The 17,368-nt window shown below is 49.6% G+C and carries 16 protein-coding genes and 1 tRNA gene; 12 read left to right on the plus strand and 5 right to left on the minus strand.

What is annotated here, in order from left to right:
* The first annotated feature begins 21 nt into the window (after positions 1 to 21).
* From rpsO to P4D80_RS14400, 4 genes are read left to right on the plus strand one after another with little or no spacing between them, the layout of a single operon-like run.
* A complete protein-coding gene (gene rpsO / locus P4D80_RS14385) occupies positions 22 to 291 on the plus strand; it encodes a 30S ribosomal protein S15 (RefSeq protein WP_421654691.1) in 270 nt (89 codons plus the stop codon).
* Positions 292 to 306: 15 nt separating this feature from the next.
* Entirely contained in the window at positions 307 to 819 is a 513-nt protein-coding gene (locus tag P4D80_RS14390) for a PAM68 family protein (RefSeq protein ID WP_421654692.1), read from the plus strand.
* A 12-nt stretch (positions 820 to 831) separates the two neighbouring features.
* On the plus strand, positions 832 to 1,893 hold the full coding sequence (gene aroF / locus P4D80_RS14395; protein ID WP_421654693.1) for a 3-deoxy-7-phosphoheptulonate synthase: 1,062 nt from the start codon (positions 832 to 834) through the stop codon (positions 1,891 to 1,893).
* A 33-nt stretch (positions 1,894 to 1,926) separates the two neighbouring features.
* Positions 1,927 to 3,186: a GNAT family N-acetyltransferase gene (locus tag P4D80_RS14400; protein ID WP_421654694.1), complete on the plus strand. Its 1,260-nt coding sequence runs from the start codon at positions 1,927 to 1,929 to the stop codon at positions 3,184 to 3,186.
* Between the two features lie 82 nt (positions 3,187 to 3,268).
* Here P4D80_RS14400 and P4D80_RS14405 read toward each other — a convergent pair whose 3' ends face one another.
* Positions 3,269 to 4,627: a hypothetical protein gene (locus P4D80_RS14405; RefSeq protein WP_421654695.1), complete on the minus strand. Its 1,359-nt coding sequence runs from the start codon at positions 4,625 to 4,627 to the stop codon at positions 3,269 to 3,271.
* 537 nt (positions 4,628 to 5,164) lie between these two features.
* Here P4D80_RS14405 and psaC point away from each other — a divergent pair.
* On the plus strand, positions 5,165 to 5,410 hold the full coding sequence (gene psaC, locus P4D80_RS14410) for a photosystem I iron-sulfur center protein PsaC (protein ID WP_106255483.1): 246 nt from the start codon (positions 5,165 to 5,167) through the stop codon (positions 5,408 to 5,410).
* A 188-nt stretch (positions 5,411 to 5,598) separates the two neighbouring features.
* On the opposite strand, the gene P4D80_RS14415 is transcribed toward psaC, so the two are convergent.
* Positions 5,599 to 6,471, minus strand: a complete 873-nt coding sequence (locus P4D80_RS14415) for a tetratricopeptide repeat protein (protein ID WP_421654696.1) — start codon at positions 6,469 to 6,471, stop codon at positions 5,599 to 5,601.
* Positions 6,472 to 6,708: 237 nt separating this feature from the next.
* Here P4D80_RS14415 and P4D80_RS14420 point away from each other — a divergent pair, with 237 nt between their 5' ends.
* The 3 genes from P4D80_RS14420 to P4D80_RS14430 are packed head-to-tail and all read left to right on the plus strand — an operon-like array spanning position 6,709 to position 7,751.
* Entirely contained in the window at positions 6,709 to 7,032 is a 324-nt protein-coding gene (locus tag P4D80_RS14420; RefSeq protein WP_421654697.1) for a hypothetical protein, read from the plus strand.
* Positions 7,033 to 7,034: 2 nt separating this feature from the next.
* The gene (locus tag P4D80_RS14425) at positions 7,035 to 7,490 is read left to right on the plus strand and encodes a molybdopterin-dependent oxidoreductase (protein ID WP_421654698.1); all 456 of its coding nucleotides are present in this window, start codon (positions 7,035 to 7,037) and stop codon (positions 7,488 to 7,490) included.
* A 24-nt stretch (positions 7,491 to 7,514) separates the two neighbouring features.
* The gene (locus P4D80_RS14430; protein ID WP_421654700.1) at positions 7,515 to 7,751 is read left to right on the plus strand and encodes a hypothetical protein; all 237 of its coding nucleotides are present in this window, start codon (positions 7,515 to 7,517) and stop codon (positions 7,749 to 7,751) included.
* A gap of 198 nt (positions 7,752 to 7,949) precedes the next feature.
* On the opposite strand, the gene P4D80_RS14435 is transcribed toward P4D80_RS14430, so the two are convergent.
* On the minus strand, positions 7,950 to 8,975 hold the full coding sequence (locus P4D80_RS14435) for a hypothetical protein (protein WP_421654701.1): 1,026 nt from the start codon (positions 8,973 to 8,975) through the stop codon (positions 7,950 to 7,952).
* Positions 8,976 to 9,579: 604 nt separating this feature from the next.
* Between P4D80_RS14435 and P4D80_RS14440 the strand changes: the two genes are divergently transcribed.
* The 3 genes from P4D80_RS14440 (at position 9,580) to P4D80_RS14450 (ending at position 12,111) form a co-directional block, all read left to right on the plus strand.
* Entirely contained in the window at positions 9,580 to 10,482 is a 903-nt protein-coding gene (locus P4D80_RS14440; RefSeq protein ID WP_421654703.1) for an SDH family Clp fold serine proteinase, read from the plus strand.
* A 303-nt stretch (positions 10,483 to 10,785) separates the two neighbouring features.
* Positions 10,786 to 11,328: a hypothetical protein gene (locus P4D80_RS14445; protein ID WP_421654704.1), complete on the plus strand. Its 543-nt coding sequence runs from the start codon at positions 10,786 to 10,788 to the stop codon at positions 11,326 to 11,328.
* Positions 11,329 to 12,111, plus strand: coding sequence for a cytochrome c biogenesis CcdA family protein (locus P4D80_RS14450; protein WP_421654705.1), 783 nt, complete (start codon positions 11,329 to 11,331; stop codon positions 12,109 to 12,111).
* A 455-nt stretch (positions 12,112 to 12,566) separates the two neighbouring features.
* Here P4D80_RS14450 and P4D80_RS14455 read toward each other — a convergent pair whose 3' ends face one another.
* Positions 12,567 to 12,848, minus strand: a complete 282-nt coding sequence (locus P4D80_RS14455; RefSeq protein ID WP_421654706.1) for an HU family DNA-binding protein — start codon at positions 12,846 to 12,848, stop codon at positions 12,567 to 12,569.
* 248 nt (positions 12,849 to 13,096) lie between these two features.
* On the opposite strand from P4D80_RS14455, the gene P4D80_RS14460 reads away from it, so the two are divergent.
* Positions 13,097 to 13,168, plus strand: a tRNA-Val gene (locus P4D80_RS14460).
* Between the two features lie 707 nt (positions 13,169 to 13,875).
* Here P4D80_RS14460 and P4D80_RS14465 read toward each other — a convergent pair.
* Positions 13,876 to 17,316, minus strand: coding sequence for a Swt1 family HEPN domain-containing protein (locus P4D80_RS14465; RefSeq protein ID WP_421654707.1), 3,441 nt, complete (start codon positions 17,314 to 17,316; stop codon positions 13,876 to 13,878).
* Positions 17,317 to 17,368 lie beyond the last annotated feature (52 nt).

Here is a 17,368-nt window from a genome sequence, read left to right on the forward strand (position 1 = left end):
TGACACAATCAAAACCATCCAATGGCTCTGCTGCAACAGCGCAAACAAGAAATCATCTCTGAGTATCAGATTCACGAAACCGACACCGGCTCGGCTGACGTTCAGGTTGCCATGCTGACCGAACGCATTAATAAGCTAAGTGAACATCTGCGATCGAACAAAAAGGATCACGCCTCCCGTCAGGGTCTGCTGCGGATGATAGGTCAACGGAAGCGCCTTCTGGCCTACATTCAGAAGCATGACCAGGACCGTTATCGAGCATTGATCACCCGGTTAGGCATTCGCGGTTAAGGAGAAGGCAAGCATATGTCCGCGAAGTCCTCAAAAGAGCCAAAGCGTGACGGCAAAGCCTCTGCTAATGAACCGGCATCTGAAAAGCGGTTACCCTTTGAGCCAGCTCAAAATCGCAAAAAGCCTCCTAAGAAAGCGGCTTCCACTGTCACCATAAACGCCAAAGACGACTCATCGGATGCGAAATCAGTGGCTAGAAAAGCGGCAGCTATTCCCGAAGTGATCAGTCGCCGGATGGCTCGTCGGATGGCATTTTTCTGCGGCATCCCTACATCTTTGGGGATGCTGACCCTGGTGATTAGCTACATCGTGATTTCGCAGCACTGGTACAAATTGCCCCATGTCGCCGTTCTGTTGATCAACATGGGGTTCTTTGGCCTGGGTGTTCTGGGATTAAGCTATGGGGCACTATCAGCTTCCTGGGATGAAGACCGCCTTGGTTCCTGGTTCGGTTGGCAGGAATTTAGAACAAATTTTGCCCGTCTGACGACTTCTTGGCGCTCTACTAAGGAAAAACCTGATTCTTAAAAAGGATTCGCCATGATTGTGGTTATGAAGGTTGGCTCTCCTGAGGACGAAGTAAACCGCCTCATGGGCGAATTCAAAGCCTGGGGACTTGTTCCTGAAAAAATTGTGGGTCGGCACAAAGTGGTGATTGGCCTGGTAGGCGAAACGGCTGAACTGGACCCTTTGCAAATTCAAGAAGCCAGCCCCTGGATTGAGGAAGTACTGCGGGTTGAGAAACCTTACAAGCGGGCCAGCCGGGAGTATCGCAATGGGGAAGCCAGTGAAGTCCTGGTTCCTACTCCCAATGGTTTGGTTGCTTTTGGTGAGCATCATCCCCTCATTGTTGTAGCTGGTCCCTGCTCGGTGGAAAACGAGGAGATGATTGTGGAAACCGCACGGCGTGTTCAAGCCGCCGGAGCGAAATTTTTGAGGGGGGGTGCCTTCAAGCCCCGAACCTCTCCCTATGCCTTTCAGGGACATGGGGAAAGCGCGCTGAATTTGCTAGCAGCCGCCAGAGAAGCAACCGGATTAGGCATCATTACCGAACTGATGGATGCCGCAGACTTGGAACCCCTGGCAGAGATTGCCGATGTGATCCAGATTGGTGCCCGCAACATGCAGAACTTTTCGCTGTTGAAGAAAGTGGGTGCGCAGGACAAGCCAATTTTATTAAAGCGGGGCATGTCTGCCACGATTGAAGAGTGGCTGATGGCCGCAGAGTATATCCTTGCTGCTGGAAATCCAAATGTGATTTTGTGTGAACGAGGGATTCGCACGTTTGATAGCAAGTACACCCGTAATACCCTGGATCTGGCTGCAATTCCAGTGCTGCGTGCCCTCACTCATTTACCGATCATGATTGATCCCAGCCACGGTACCGGGAAGTGGGAATATGTACCGTCAATGGCGCTGGCTTCCATCGCGGCTGGAGCCGACTCCCTTATGATTGAAGTGCATCCCAACCCCAAGAAAGCGTTATCGGATGGTCCGCAATCGCTTACACCAGAACGGTTTGATTCGCTGATGGTAGAGATGGCGGTGATTGGTAAAGCGGTGGGTCGCTGGGCAGAAGAACCTGCGATCGCGGCCGTCTAACTATCAGATTACCCGTCTAACTATCAGATCACTATGGCTCAATTACCCGGAGTTACTCTTCGCCCGGCTCAAGACGGTGACCTGTCTCAGATTGTCAATCTTGACAGACTCGCCTTTTCGCCTTTGAGTTCGAATGAGGAGATTGAGCGGGATTGGTTTCATGGAGCGATCGCCCTTCCTGGCCGCAAACTTTTCCTGGCGGTTGACGACACAACCGGGCAGGGAGTGGGCGGCTATGCTCAAATTGACTTTGACATCTGGTTTGAGGGGCAAACCTTTCCGGCTATGGGACTTGCCGCAGTCGCCGTTGCCCCACACCGCAGAGGGCAGCGAGTTGCCCGGCTGATGCTGGAACATGCGTTAAAGATAGGAAAAGAGCAACATCTGCCACTCATGACGCTCTATCCCTTCCAGCATGGCTTTTACCGCAAGTTAGGCTGGGCCTGGGTTGAACGAACCTATCAATACCGGGTGTCTACCCATCACATTCCAGCCTTTAAGGAAAGAACTAACATCCTTCCCTATAACCCCTCCCAGCAGCAAGCACTGCAATCGGTTTACGAAAAAGCCGCTGCCCAGCACAATGGATGGTTTCAACGCCGCCCCTGGCAGTGGGAAGATAAGCTAAAAACGGGCAACGGACGGGAAATCTACAGCTACAGCGAAGCAGGCGAGCTACAGGGCTACCTTATCCTCCAATTTGCCTACCTGGAACCCCCCTACAAAGTGCTAGCCGTGGTTGTGCAGGAATGGATTGCTCTGACGGCCTCTGCTTATCGAGGAATTTTGGGATTTCTGGGATCCTTACGCGATCAAGTTTCAACCGTGGTTTGGAACACCTTTCCCGAAGACATTTTTCCCCACCTGCTAAAGGAACAGCGACGGGACCCGGCCCTACCCTCTACATCCTTTGAATTTGGGATTACCCATCGCTTTGGAGAGATTGGTGGCGGCTTTATGTGGCGGCTCGTCGATCTGGAGCGAGCTTTTGAGTTGCGCTCAATTCGCCCAGGGGCAACCTTTGCCCTGTCTTTTCAGGTAACCGATCCGGTATTTGGGGAGCGGGCGATCGCCGCAGAATTTGCCAACAACCGCATAATCAACCTCAAGGAATCACCAGTCAACACCCTCAAAACTTCAATCGAACACCTGACTGAGCTATTTTTTGGAGTTCGACGGGCAACAGACCTACTCTGGATGGGCGAAATCGAGTACGAAGGCGACCCTACCCTACTCCAGAAACTTGACACCGCATGGCAGGCCACCCCACCCTTTTGTTGGGACTTCTTCTGAGGGAATATGATCGCCTAAGACCAGAAAGGCCCTCCACCCCTGCACCCCGTTCAAATTTCAAAAAGGATCGCTATCGTCATTCTCATTCCTCTTCTCTCTGAGCTTCCGCCAGTTGCAGAGCTTTGAGGGCATCCAACTGCTGCTCTACACTCTTAAGAACTTTGTCTAAAGCAGGCAGAATGCTCAACTGATCAGCCGTCAGCATAGGGTAGAAGCGTGTCCGCACACGGATCTCATTAACCTTTTGCTGAAGGTCCTGGGCGATATTGAGTGCATCCCGGCTAAGATTGGCTAACTGTTGCTGCTGGTAAAACTTAAGCGCCGCACCACGCAGCACCTGCACAGTGGCTTCTTCGCCATAGTTACCAGGCATCACCCGAAAACGCAACAACAGCCGATGGCGCTGGTAGAGTCGCTCAATTTCAACCTGTTTGGGTTTCTGGACTGGAAGCAAAGGCAACCGAGTCAGGAGCTTCAATTCGTTAATAACACCCTGAAAGGTTTCTACAGGGAGATTTTCAAGAACCGATTGCAAGACTCCATTTTGACTCCATAGAATGCGAGCGTTGCTTGGCTGACGTTCCAGGTACAGGCGTCCGATCCCGCTCAGAAGAACACGCCCCAAAATTTCCTGAAGCAGTTCAGAGGGGGGCAGTTTTGCCAAAACTTCGATAGGATCAGACAAGTGTTTGGTATGAATCTCTAAACTCGGTAAAGAATCAACGGGAGATGGAACTTTGGGCGGTGCTTCAGCAGGTGGTGGATCAGATTTTAGAATGAAGGTAGTCTGTTGCCCGTTGAGATGGTCGTTAAACGGTTCAAGTTGTTGAGAGCCATCTTCATTGGACAGAACTGCGGGCGGTGGAGCCTGGGGATCTGAAACGTCGAGATCCTGAAAATTTAAATCCTCCGGGCTGTCTACCAGCAACGTGGGGTGGGAATGGGGATCTCGGATAGCCGAGTCTTCATCTTTCTTGTTTTGGCCGATTACAGGAGTATCGGATTTTGTCGCTTTCTGCTCCAGCTTCTGCTCGATGCAGTGGGCAACAGACTGCGATGGGGAACTGGTACGTGGGCTAACAGGTTTCTTCTGGTTGCCAGTGTAGTTTAGATAGGCTGAAAGCGTAGCATGGTGAATGTCCGAGGCAATTGTTTGAGGCACCAGAGAGCAGTTCATATATGCCAGAATTCGGCGGACATAATCGAGGGCTGAAGTGTCTTCCAGGTTAACCATACCCAGCCTCAGACGGCTTCCCTCCAACCCAAGGGGCAGAATTTGATGATAGAGGCATGCTTCAAAGGGAAGAATACTATCAATCAGTCGAAAGACCTGTTCGACATCCAGGTAGCTAGCCCAGTCTGTTCTTGGCTTTCCCGGAACGACAGAATTTGCCGAACTTGCTGCCTGTAAATCTGTCTGATCGCCAGATGAGAACACCATAGGGGTTGTTGAGCTTGGTGTGTAGTGTTGGGATGTTGCACCCCTATCGACTTATAATGTATAAGATTTAGCCTCTTTTAAAGAAGATAGCAGTTGCATGACTAGATCTTTACTTCTTGTTCACTGGTACTTCCTTCGGTTTTTCTAAAGGAGATTTGTCAATTTTTCTGTGGCAATCCTGGAAAAGGGGTCGAGGAAATCAGGGTTTCAGTGAATCAGAGCCCCGTTTCTAAAAAACTCTCCCTAAAGAGTTGATGAACAAGTGAAGCCTGTCACCAAAACAAAACCATATTCCAGGAATTTTGTTTGAGAGGAACGAGGAGCATCAAACAACTCTTTCACTGGAAAGTCAGGAGCCCCCTTTCTGCCTAGAGTATTACAATCTTTGAAGTTTTACAGCCTTTCGTCTAATAGGGTTCAGACGGTGATGTAAACTAAGCCTTGACTCTAAAGCTTTAGCAGTAAGTTTTTACTGCTGAAGCTACTGGCGATAGATACTGCAATAGTGTCAAGCGATCATTTGGAGCCCTTCATAACATGTCTCATACGGTCAAAATCTATGACACCTGCATTGGTTGCACCCAATGCGTTCGTGCCTGCCCCACTGATGTTCTAGAGATGGTTCCCTGGAATGGATGTAAGGCGGGTCAAATTGCCTCATCTCCCAGAACTGAGGACTGTGTAGGTTGCAAGCGGTGCGAAACTGCCTGCCCTACTGATTTTCTGAGCATCCGGGTTTACCTGGGTGCCGAAACAACCCGCAGCATGGGTCTGGCTTATTAAGTCTGCCTGATGTAAGTCTGGCTGATTAAGAAAGTGCAATTATACGCATTCAATTTTTCCATGTGGGTTCAAAGATTAAGGAGGAGATTCATCTCCTCCTTTTTTTAACTATAATCACCAACCTTAGGACAGGAGCCACGCTCTTAAAGCCAATGTCCTAAGCAACCTGGCGACAGTTGTAATGGCTTTTACGGCGATGCTGGAACGGAGGTCGGGGTGGGGGCCGTTGATGGGGGTGTGGTGGTTATGGAAGTTGAGCTACTGGCCAACTCGTTAATTTGATCTTTGTATTGGGCAGGGGCCAGGTTAGCTGCACTATTAAATAGGGGTTTGGCTTCGTCGGTCTTGCCCTGAGCCTTCAGCACGATCGCCTTTGCCAGAACTGGACGGAAGTCATTCTCGTCACTCTTGGCAGCTTCGTCATACATGGCGATCGCTTCATCGTACCGTTTCTGCTCAGCGTAGACCCGTCCCAGTAAGAGTTGAACCGATGGCACATCCACACTACCTGCTTCAATCTGGTTGGCTTTCGGGGCAGTCTTCAAAGTATCTTGCAGTAGACCAATGGCAGCTTCTGGGCGCTTCTGCTGTAAGAGCAGGGTAGTCAGACCATCCAGGGCCTTAATGTTGCCTTGTTTTACCTTCAAAATATCGCGGTAGGTTTGGGCCGCCCCTTCCAGATCGTTAAGCTGTTGTTTGGCCTGGGCCAGCAGAATGGCGTAATCGGTTTGATTGGGGTTAAGTTTTACCAGTTTCTCTAGGGGGGCGATCGAGCCTTTGACGTCGCCCATGCCCAGACGGGCTTCTAATAGCCCTCGTAGCGCAGTCTGGTTATCGGGTTCCCGTTGCAAGACAAGTTCATATCCCTCTGCCTGTTTTTGTAACTGCTCCCGATTGGGAATTGAACTGGCGGTCTGGCTTGGTGAAGGACTCGCCTTTGGCGTTTGGCTAGCAGTCAAAGCCCCTTCAATCAATGGGATGATGGAAAACCCAATGAAGGAGATCACCGCCAAAATCAGAACCACATTAATCATCCAGCGATTGCGCTTTTCAGTAGTCACAGGCTTGCCTCGAAACTCTAATGCCATCTTAACGACAAATTCAGGAAGCTAAAGGAAAACAGAGTTATAGCAGGCAGGATGGGCTAGGGGTTAGCGGATGGCTACTGCTATAACATCTAATCCGTCTTTAATCCGTCTTTGACGCCGTCTCAAATGAGAAAGCATAGCGCAAAATTCTGATTTCGCAACCAAACCGCCCTGTTTGCTTCAAAATCGTTGCAGTTCTTCAACATTACTATGAAACGCCGCAAAGCCCTCACACGTCTCCTGCAAGCCTCTGGTGGTTTAATCGCCGCTACTTTTATCCCGGCCTGTGGCAAAGCTTCGCCCAATCCATTGTTTCAGTTTGACGCGATCGCCTCTCTAGAACCCCTGCCTCAACACCTGATTACCCGCCTGGATGAATTCTATGTCCAGTCCTATGCGCTACCGCCTGAACTGGATGAGAACCGCTGGCAGTTGGCAATTGAGGGTGCAGTTGAAAACCCCTTCAAACTCTCTTTTCAGGAAATCCTGCTTTTCAGGAAATCCTGGCGGCTCCCCAGGAAGATTTTTACCTAACCATGGAGTGCATCGGCAACCCCACAGGTGGTAACCTGATTGGGAATGCTTTATGGACGGGCACTCCCCTCCTGCCATTTCTACAGCGGGCAGGGGTGAAGCCAGAAGCGGTCCAGTTCATGATGCATGGAGCCGATTATTACGAAACCACCCTGCCGGTGGCCGAACTTCAGTGCCCCGATGTGCGGCTGGTGTACCGGATGAACCAGGCTCCGCTGAAGAAAGAACACGGCTTTCCAGTACGAATCATTATTCCCGGTTACTTTGGGCAAAAGCAGCCGAAATGGCTGGTTAAGCTGGAAGCTATAACTCAAGAAAAATACGGCTATTGGGAGCGGCAGGGTTGGTCTAACACAGCCACTATTCCCACCCATGCGCTGACTCGCCAGGTGCAAAAGCATCGGGTCTGGAATGGCGATCGCCAGGTGACCCTAACCAGATCGGGCGAAGCCGGATAGGAGCAGGGCATCCTCATTGCCGGGGTGGCGTTAGACCAATCGAGCCCTATTCAGCAGGTCCAGGTCAGTACCGATGGGGGGAAACCTGGCAAGCAGCAGAGCAAAATCATCCCGATTCCCCCCATGAGTGGACACTCTGGCGGCACCTGTGGAAACCCGATCAGCCAGGAAAATACACAATACTGGCCCGCGCCGAGTCTACCCGGCAGGTGCAACCACTGGATGACCCAAATGGCAGAGATGGTAGTGCTGGAGTGTTGAGGATTGAAGTTACCTTAGTCAGTTACTAGATACAAAAGCCAGTCACTAGACACAAACTAGCCTTATTGATTATCGCCAACGCCAAAATAGAACGAAAGCACCTCCCGTTAGAAAATCGTATCTGGAATCCTTTTCTCTTCTGTCTCCTGCCTCCTACCTCCTATAACTCCTGACTCCTGACTCCTAACTCCCAATCAGCTATTGCAACATCATTGCCTGTCTGAAGCCTGCATCATAAGTAACCTCAAATCCTTCTGGCACCTGACGTCCACGCCCTAGTTTTGCATCCCAATAACCTGCATCCCACCAGAGATACTGAGTTTGCTGTGTCTGGAACGAGTAGGGATTTTCTAAAGCTTGTTTGTTAGAGGCTAACCCGTTTGTATGCCGTTGAGGAGCAGATTGGGCAATGGTCTGGGGTTGATAAATGGCTAACACCCGCGCGATCGCCAGCATACGACGCTTTTGATCATGGCGAATGCTGGCTTCCGTATTTCCCAATCCGGGCGCGTCCCAACGTTTCGTTTCAGGATTCCAAAAACTCCAGACCCGCGCTTCCAAAATCGCATCCTGACCCTTCTTTCCCCGGTTTTTTGCTTGTTGCAGGTAGTCTGGATAACCGGGTTTACCAAGTGCGGCCAGCGGTGCCTGATTAGCTAAATCAATGGCATTGAGTTCCTCCTCCAGATTGATCTTTAAGTTCAGGGTGAGCGATCGCTGCCGCAGATAATCTGCCTGGGTTTTTAACCGCTGAAGTTGAAAGGCATCGGCCTGTTCAGGCGTAGAACACCGATAGCGCAGTTCACGACAATGCTGAAAGGAAAAGCTACCCAAATTCCAGACACCATTACCAGAATCTGTATGTCCAAAATAGGCTGGAGTACGGGTGCCATCTGGAGCGCGGGTGCCTTCGGCATGACCAATCGTGCGGGCGATGAGTGATTCAGATCCATTGGCAAACAGCAGGGCAGGATCCGCCACAATGGCTGTTGCCTTGAGGGGATAGGTTAAAGCGGTTTGGGGTGGGATGAAGGGATTGGCAGAAAGAGATTTGATGTCTGGAAAGGAAGCAACCGCAATTAACCCAATAGCAACCCAACCGGCCTGCATCAAGAGAACCCATCGATTTGCCTCAAATCGTGAAGTATTCTGCTGAGACCTCTTCACTCGCCGAGCAGGCCGCCGAGCAGACAAACGATGACCAATGGTATAGGAGGAGGTCATAGATAAGTATACTTGTATTACTTTGTACCACACTATACCATTGATCACTACAGTCACAAAATAGAGGCTTTAACCTGGCCAATACCCGAATGGCAGTTTGCTCACATTTCCAATGGATAGGATGCATTTAACGATCCCAAACACAGTGGCGTCATTTTTGATATGCTCACTGCTTACAGAAATGCGCCATGAATCGAGGTAGAGGTCAGGTTAAAAAAGAGGCGATCGCCAAATTCCAGCAAACGTGGTTACCAACACTCACCTAGACAGTTACACAATAATTCCCTAGGTAGATAATGATTTAAGGCAGAAATGAGAGAATATATCTCAGCTAAACAGGTAACTATCATTAATCGTACATTAGTCGTACAGAGGCATTAGTCGTACAGAGGGAGTGGGGCTGCGCCTTCAGACAAGACGTTTTACTTCTTTTGCCCTTGAAATTATCTTATTGCCCTTGAAATTATCTTAATGAAATTATCTTAATTTAATTACACCTGTAATTTAATTACACCTGGCTACTTAATACTTAAGGTGTTATTTCTATGATCATCCTACTGATTTGCTGTGTTACTCATCCTCGTAATTTTGGAAACTACTTCCCGTGAACTTTAACTTTTTTGATCTCTTCTGGATTTTTCTTGTCATCTCATCGCTGCAACCGGTATGGCAGCGTCGTCAACTAGAATTTCGGCGAATTAAAGCCATAAAAGATTTTGAGCGACGACGACAAAGCCGTGTTATTTTACTCATCCATCGGCAAGAATCCATCAGCCTGTTGGGAATTCCCCTTTCTCGCTATATCACGATTGAAGACTCCGAACAGATACTGCGGGCCATTCGTCTAACTCCTCCCGATGTACCTATTGATCTCATCTTGCATACGCCGGGGGGATTGGTTCTGGCAACGGAACAAATTGCTCGTGCGCTTATTCGCCATCCCGCTAAAGTTACTGTGTTCGTCCCCCACTATGCCATGAGCGGTGGTACAATGCTTGCTTTAGCTTCTGATGAAATTGTGATGGATGCCAATGCGGTTCTTGGTCCTGTCGATCCACAACTCGGTAATTTCCCGGCAGCCAGCGTTTTGAAAGTGGTTGAAGATAAACCGATCAGTGAAATTGATGATGAAACATTAATTATGGCAGACCTGTCTCGTAAAGCGATTCGACAGGTACAGCGATTTGTCAGAACGTTGTTGCAAGATACCATCCCCCAACCAAAGATTGACCCGGAAAAAGTTGAATCGATTATTCAAACGCTAACAACAGGACAAGTCACACACGATTATCCAATTACGGTTGAAGAAGCTACCGAAATTGGATTACCCATCACTGTAGGGCTACCCAACGCAATTTATAACTTGATGGAACTATACCCCCAACCCCAGGGTGGAAGACCTTCAGTCCAGTACATTCCACTCCCCTACGATCGCCGCCCAAGCTTACCCGAACCCAAAGGTAGACCTTTACCAGAAGGGGCTTCAGCAAATCACAAATCATGGTAATGCATTAACTATAATACTCACTTGGCTCAATGACTTTCAGCATTGAGCCAAGTCTTAATTTGAATTGAGCAAAATCTTAATTTGAGCTTTTCCTCAGAGCGGAAGTGGACTATTGGTAGTACAATTGTACCTTGGTAGTCTATTGAAGTCGAGTCGGTGGCCCAGATGTAACTCTACGCGGGTGTATTAGGACATTGGAATGAGAGAGGGAGTAGGGGCTTCGCCCCCAGCCAGGGGTTCCACCCCTGCACCCCGTCCTAACCATAATGACTACCGCCATACTTGGTTTTCTCGGAGATTCCTATGAAAGTCCAATTCCTCTCTGTGATGGCGATCGCTTTTCTTGCAGGTTGCTCCGGCGTTCCCGGATATGGAAATAACTACGGGGATGTTCAAGACAACGGTCGCAATACCTCAGATAGCACTCAAAATCCCGTTCATCAACAAGAAGAACAACAAAATAACGTCCAGAGCAGTACCCCAGCAGATGATCGAGTTTTGGAACTGCCATCTCCCGAAACATCTCCCCAGTCTCCAGAAGTTGCGCTTGCTTCTCACTTAAAGCAGATGGGAGCAATTCTTTATGACGCCGAAGATTGCACCTATTGCAAAAAGCAGCAAAGGTTTTTTGGCCCTGTTGCTTTTCAACAGCTACGGGTTGTTAACTGTGGCCCCTGGAACAATCCCTACCCGGAGTGTAGACAGATCGGAATTCGCATTTTTCCAACCTGGGAGATTGGTGGTAAACGTTATCCAACGATTCTGCCTTTAGAGGAGCTGGCGGCAATTTCCGGTTTCAGCTCATCCAGCAATACTCAGACCTCTGGCAATTTGGGGAATCTTTAAATGAAAAAACTCCCTGAGATGACGGGGCATTCTACCCAGTTTGTTTTGGGATCAATGCTAGCGATCGCAGCCTTTTTCATAACCCTCTTTCTGGGAAATTCGCAACCTGTTGTCGATATTCTGGTCGATCTTCAAATGGCTTACCGGAGTTGGTTGCAGTCTTTTCATGCTTCCAATCCTTTGCTGCTTATGATTCCCTGCTTCATTGGAGGATTGGTGGTCAGCATTTCTCCCTGCACCTTATCCCTGCTACCCGTTAACCTGACCTATATTGGAACGCAGGAATTTACCTCCCACATAGATGCCTTCAAAAAGTCCTTTCTTTTTGTTCTGGGAACGGCAACAGTTCTGACTTTACTTGGACTCTTGTCTGGTTTTCAGGGTTTTGTTCTGATCGATTACCAGGGTTATATCTATCTTGCGATCGGGCTGTTGATGCTTAGTATGGGATTGAACTTGCTGTTCTCGTTTTCCCGCCGATTGAATTTGTCTTTTTTACAAAGAAGCTCGAACTCAATTGCGGAAAGAATTCGGTCAAGCATTACTGGCCCCTATGGTGTCGGGATGTCTTTTGCACTGGTCATTACTCCCTGTGCCAGCCCAATCCTCTTTTCTGTTTTGGCAATGGCTGCTGCCACCCGTTCCGCAATTCAGGGAGCTGCAATGCTTTTTGCCTATGCGTTGGGTTATACCGGACTTATTTTTCTAGCAGGAGTTTTTACTGGACTTGCAAAACAGGTACGAAAGCTCTCCCCCCCTACACTCAAAGAATTTCCACGATAGCGGCGATCGCCATGCTGATAATTGGCTGCTCCTACATCCTAAATGGAATTCAGTGGTTCCTAACCGCTGGTAATTAGGAAGCTGGTATAGCGATCCTTCTTGCAATTTGAACGGGGTGCAGGGGTGGAACCCCTGCGTGGGGGACTCGCCCCCACCCCCCTTGTTCACAAACTATTTGTGGACGCTATAGTTGTTGGTTGTTAGTTGTTAGAGAGGAGTGAGGTGAAAAGGGGAGCGGGGGAGTAAGGGGGGAGGAAGGGGAGCAACTTACTCTCATCCCTAACCTCCAGCTCCTGGCCCCTATGCACCCGTCCAACCATCCACTCCATCAGCCCGTTCGGCGTTGCTGAATTTGAGTACGAAATAGGTGTAGCATGCTCGAAACTTCGTTTCGATTCATATTGCTTTTCAGCAACGTCCCCTGTTCCCTATTTCCTACTCCTTTTCAATCAACTCTAATGAAGATTCACCACCTTATCCTTAAACTGCTTGCCAGCACTAAAAGCAGGTACTCTTGTGGCTGGAATTTGAATGGGTTTCCCCGTAGACGGGTTGCGGCCCTCACGGGCCTGCCGATCCCTTGACTCAAAAGTTCCAAACCCAACCAGAGTGACCTTTTCACCTGTAGCAACGGTTTCTGTAATCACATCTAGCGCGGCTGTCAGAATGGCATCAGCCTCTTTTTTGGTGACATTGGCTTTCTCAGCGATTTTGTCAACCAGTTCGCCCTTATTCATCTCAAATTCCTCAAGTGAATCGGTGTGATTGTATTCCACAGTGCTCAAGAGTTCAAGAACACAGCCGTCTTTCCGTTGCCTGAAAACTGGAGGATGTTTCCCAAAAGCCTCTTTTTTTTTGACCTGATAAAAGGCCCCAATAAAAAGCATGTAGTTGCCAGCATCCTTGTGTAAGGATAAGATTAGAGATCGCAAGTAGCCGGGAAAACAGTCAGCAAGCAATTTCGCAAAGGTTGAAAACGGCTCTGGGGCGATTAGCACAGTGGTAGCGCACTTCCTTCACACGGAAGGGGTCACTGGTTCGAATCCAGTATCGCCCATATTAGATGATTAGATAAAGATAAATGAAAAAGTAGAAAAGATAAAAAGTAGAAAACCCAAGCTATACAAGCTCTATAGTCTTGATTTGATAGTCTTGATTTGGCTGGCCTTTAACTACTGAAACCAGAGGATTCTCAGTAGTACAGCGGTAGTCATTGTGGTTAGGACGGGGCGCAGGGGTTCCACCCCTGGCTGGGGCTTCGCCCCACTCCTCTCTAATTCCAATGTCCTAATGGCACCCGCTTAGAGCTATACAAGTTATTAAGATTGACTTTTTATTAAGATTGACTTTTTGAGACCCGATGTTCCGTCAGAAAAAGTTTGACGGGACGAAGATCTGATATCCAATTGATCATCGCTGTTCGGCAGCATTCTCTAAGCAGCATTCCCTAAAAGGGGAAGTGCTAAGCGTATAAGCTCAGGCATCCTTTCCTGAAAAAGTTTAATAGCTTCTTAACCAAGAGACTCAATCGGAAGCAAGAAAGGAAATCAATTCTTTGCATAAAACTTCTTTGCATAAAACTGTCTTGCATAAAACTGTCAATTTTCATGACTTTATCGCCCATTCTCATATCGAGCGATTGATTTCCGGTAATGTGTGATTTCCGGTAATGTCTAAATATATAAGTCCATTACTACAGTTTGAAATTAGTGGCGACTAGCACCGTTCATCATTACCTCTTGAGGTTCTACTGCTACTCTCACATTACTTCTGCTCAAATGATTGACTGTTGAACTTGAGCGTTCGGCAATTTTCCATGACGGTACGTGCTACATCATCCGGTACTCCCTCAGGAATTTCAGCTTCAATCTCTAGCGTCATTTTGACCGTTGCGCCAGGCAAAGTGGTTAGATGTTGAATGACCTCGTTCGCGATCGCCGAAACATCTCGGTTAATTCGCATCGCATCAATATCCACATTTCCATAAAATCTACGGAGGATAGGTGCTTGAGTTCCTCCTGCCCCGCCCTGCTCACCATTCTTTGTAGCATTATCACCAGAACCATGCGACAAGTCGCCACTAGCGCGAACAGAGGGTGTACTGCCACCAGTTGTTCCGTCCACGGGAATGGTTATAGCCTCTCCAGTGTTAATTGTGATTGCCTGAGCGGCTTCAGCATTAAATTGCTGCTGAGCAACTTCTGGCTTAACCAACAGGCTTTGGGGGCTAATGCTGGGGTTGATACCTGTGCCTACCTGAAGACCGAGATACCTCCCTTTTGCGTCATCAAAGCCTTCCGCATAGGCAAAGTTATCAGCCCACACCGTTGAAGTCACACCATCTTGCACGGCTTGCAAAAGAACCGATTGATCCTTCAAGCGCGGGAGATAGAGGTACTGGGTGAGATATTCCCAAAGCCGTTTGAGATCGATGTGATTCGTGTCTCGCCAGAGAAATTTATCCAGTGCTTCGAGTCGCAGATTGGTAGCCGCATAGGTGGCAAGCAGATCGCCTTCATAGACTGCTTTGCAACTGGCACGCAGGATGGGTGAACCCTGCTCTTGCAGTCGAGTTTCCTTCCACTCAATACCACCCTGAGCTTTGGGTTGATTCGGTATCAGCAGCCACTGATAGGTCTCACAGAGGATATTATCAACGTCTTTGTTGGTGCTATCGCATTTGGTTTCAGCTTGACTGCGTTGAAAGTTATCCAGATTCAGGGTCTGCTTCTTATCGTCAGCCAGAACAGATTTCCAGGCTAGGTATTGGGCGACATAGCGTCCTAGGTTTTCAATTTTGGTTTTATCCGGTGCCAGGAACAGCAGGGTGTTTTTGTAATAGCGGGGGCTGCTGCCTCTATGATTCAGGGCATCCTCGACCCACTGGCGAGCAGCGCTGTCTTCGGTGCCTTTGCTATGGGGATGTTGGGGATCGAGTACCACCAACCGAACTCCCAAGTTTGGATCGTCAGGGATGTCGGCGGTGGAGTCGGGCGCGACATGGACGGCACTGAACTCGCCCCGGTTTTTATCGGACTTGAGGCGTTTGATGATTTCTTCCCAGACCGGGTAGCGATCGCCCAACAGTTGTTCTGCCCGTTCTTGGGCGGTGCGGTTGACATTGGGCTGGGTAGACACCCAATAGCGCTTGCTCTCATCAACGTAGAGGTAGGTGGCCTGATCTGTCAGTCGGCGCAGGGCATCGCCAAAGGTGGACGCACTTTCCCCCGGTTGAACGCAGCCTAGTTTGACTCTGCGATCGTCTAAGCCGCGATTGGCTGCTCGCAAGGTAGGCGCAGAACCCATAAAGACGGTGCGGGTGACGCGGCGACAGGCCGAGTAACGCCCCAGATTCGGATTGTTGCGATCGAGGGCAAGGGGGAGGGAATTGGCTCCATCCACATCCTTGTCGATCACGGGAATCCAGTTGTCCTCCAGATAACGGGCGAGTTCGGACTGCACCTGCGGATCGTCCATGGGCACATGGGCAGGCAGGATCATCAAGCTTTTGTCGTCGCGTTCCCAGAGAGAGTGAATCACCTTTGCCATCAGCCGCAGCACGCCGCGAGTCCGCTGAAATTTGTCGAGGGTAGACCAATCCGAATAAAGGCGATCGAACAATTCGGGATGGATGGGGTAGGCATCTCGCATTCGCCGCTCGTAGTCAGCTTCCTTACATTCGCTCGGAAACTCTTGGCTTTGGTTGCGGTACAGATCAGCAAAGGCTTTGACAACCGCATCCCGCTGGACAAATAGTTGTGGGTCAGTGATGGGTTGGAACAAGCGCCGTCGCACAATTTCAAAACTTTCTTCCGCGCTGGCGGGTCGCCAAGGGGATTCCACCCGACCGATCGCATTTCTGAGTCTGTCTAGGGCTTCTTTGCCGCGTTCTCCTCCGGTTTCAATATCGGTACTTCGGGTTTGTCCTGTTTTGGAATCTTGGGTTTCAGAGGCGGGGATGCTAACGGCCAAGAGGGTTCGGTCTGCATTCTTTGCCGATTCGCTGAGGGTCTGGGCAAAGGTGAATTGGGTATCGAAGCTACCACCCGCTAGGTCGCTCTGTTCGTGTAACTGCCGCGCATAGGCAACCCATTCATCAATCAGAATCAAACAGGGAGAATAGCGGTTAAACAGTTGGGTCAAGGTATCGCCGGGATTAGTTGAGGTTTCATCGGCTCGGCGCACCAGTTCGTAGCCCTCGGCTCCCCCCAGTTGCCAAGCAAGTTCTCCCCAAAGCGTTTTGATCGGGGGACGTTTTTGCTTGTCATGTTCGGGTTTGTAGGGGACAATTCCACTGGGTTGGAGCTTATTGCCAACCAAGACAGCCACGTTGACATTTTGGGGTGGTTTATCGAGGCCAGTTGCCTGGAAGAGAGATTCCATGCCGGGCAGGTCGGAAATTTCCCTGGCGTTGCACAAGTGATACAGGGCGAGCATCGCATGGGTTTTCCCACCCCCGAAGTTGGTTTGCAGTTGGATGACGGGATCGCCGCCTTGACCACTCAGCCGCCGCAGGGCATTGGTGAGGAGTTGTTTCAGTCCTTCGGTCAGGTAAGTGCGGCGATAGAATTCGGTGGGGTCGCGGTACTCATCGGAGCCTTCATCCAGATAGACCTGCCAGAGGTCGGCGGCAAATTCGGCTTGTTGGAAATTGCCAGAAGCAACATCGGGGTGAGGGGTAGCAATTTCGCGCCAGGGTTTTAGCCCCGTCATCGGTTGGCCTTCCGTTGGTGCAACTGCGGCTTTTCGAGTTTCCCGCCGAGCTTGGTCTTCAAAACGCACCCGCAGCAGTTCTTGTTTCTGTTTTTCGACTTGATCGGCTTCTGGAGCAGAGACGGCAGTGAGGAGACGAGCGATGGTATCCAAAGCGCGATAGGCATCATCGGTGGTGAAGGTGGTTTTGTGCGCCCAGTTGTTGCGAGTTGTGCGGAGTTCGCTAACCAGGGTTCGTTCGGATTGTCCTAAAGGGTTCTTAAAAACATTGTTCCATTGCTCCCACATCACAATCAGTAAGGCGGAGACATCTTCCTGAAGAACATCCTGGGCTTTTTTATACTTGACATAGCTATCGGGTAAACAGGCTGAGGCGGCGACAATCCAGCGATCGCCATGTATGGCCTTCATCTCCCGCTCAACAAAGGGGTAGAGCCCATCGCGGAGTAGATTCAGGGCGCGTCCGACTCGTTCGTGATTGCTGATGGCCATAGGAGTGATTGGGTGAGGGTGAGATGAGGATAAGGAACCACAAAGGCACTAA

Origin of the sequence: Leptothermofonsia sp. ETS-13, assembly GCF_049200465.1 — a bacterium.
In the GTDB taxonomy this organism is placed as follows: domain Bacteria; phylum Cyanobacteriota; class Cyanobacteriia; order Leptolyngbyales; family Leptolyngbyaceae; genus Leptothermofonsia.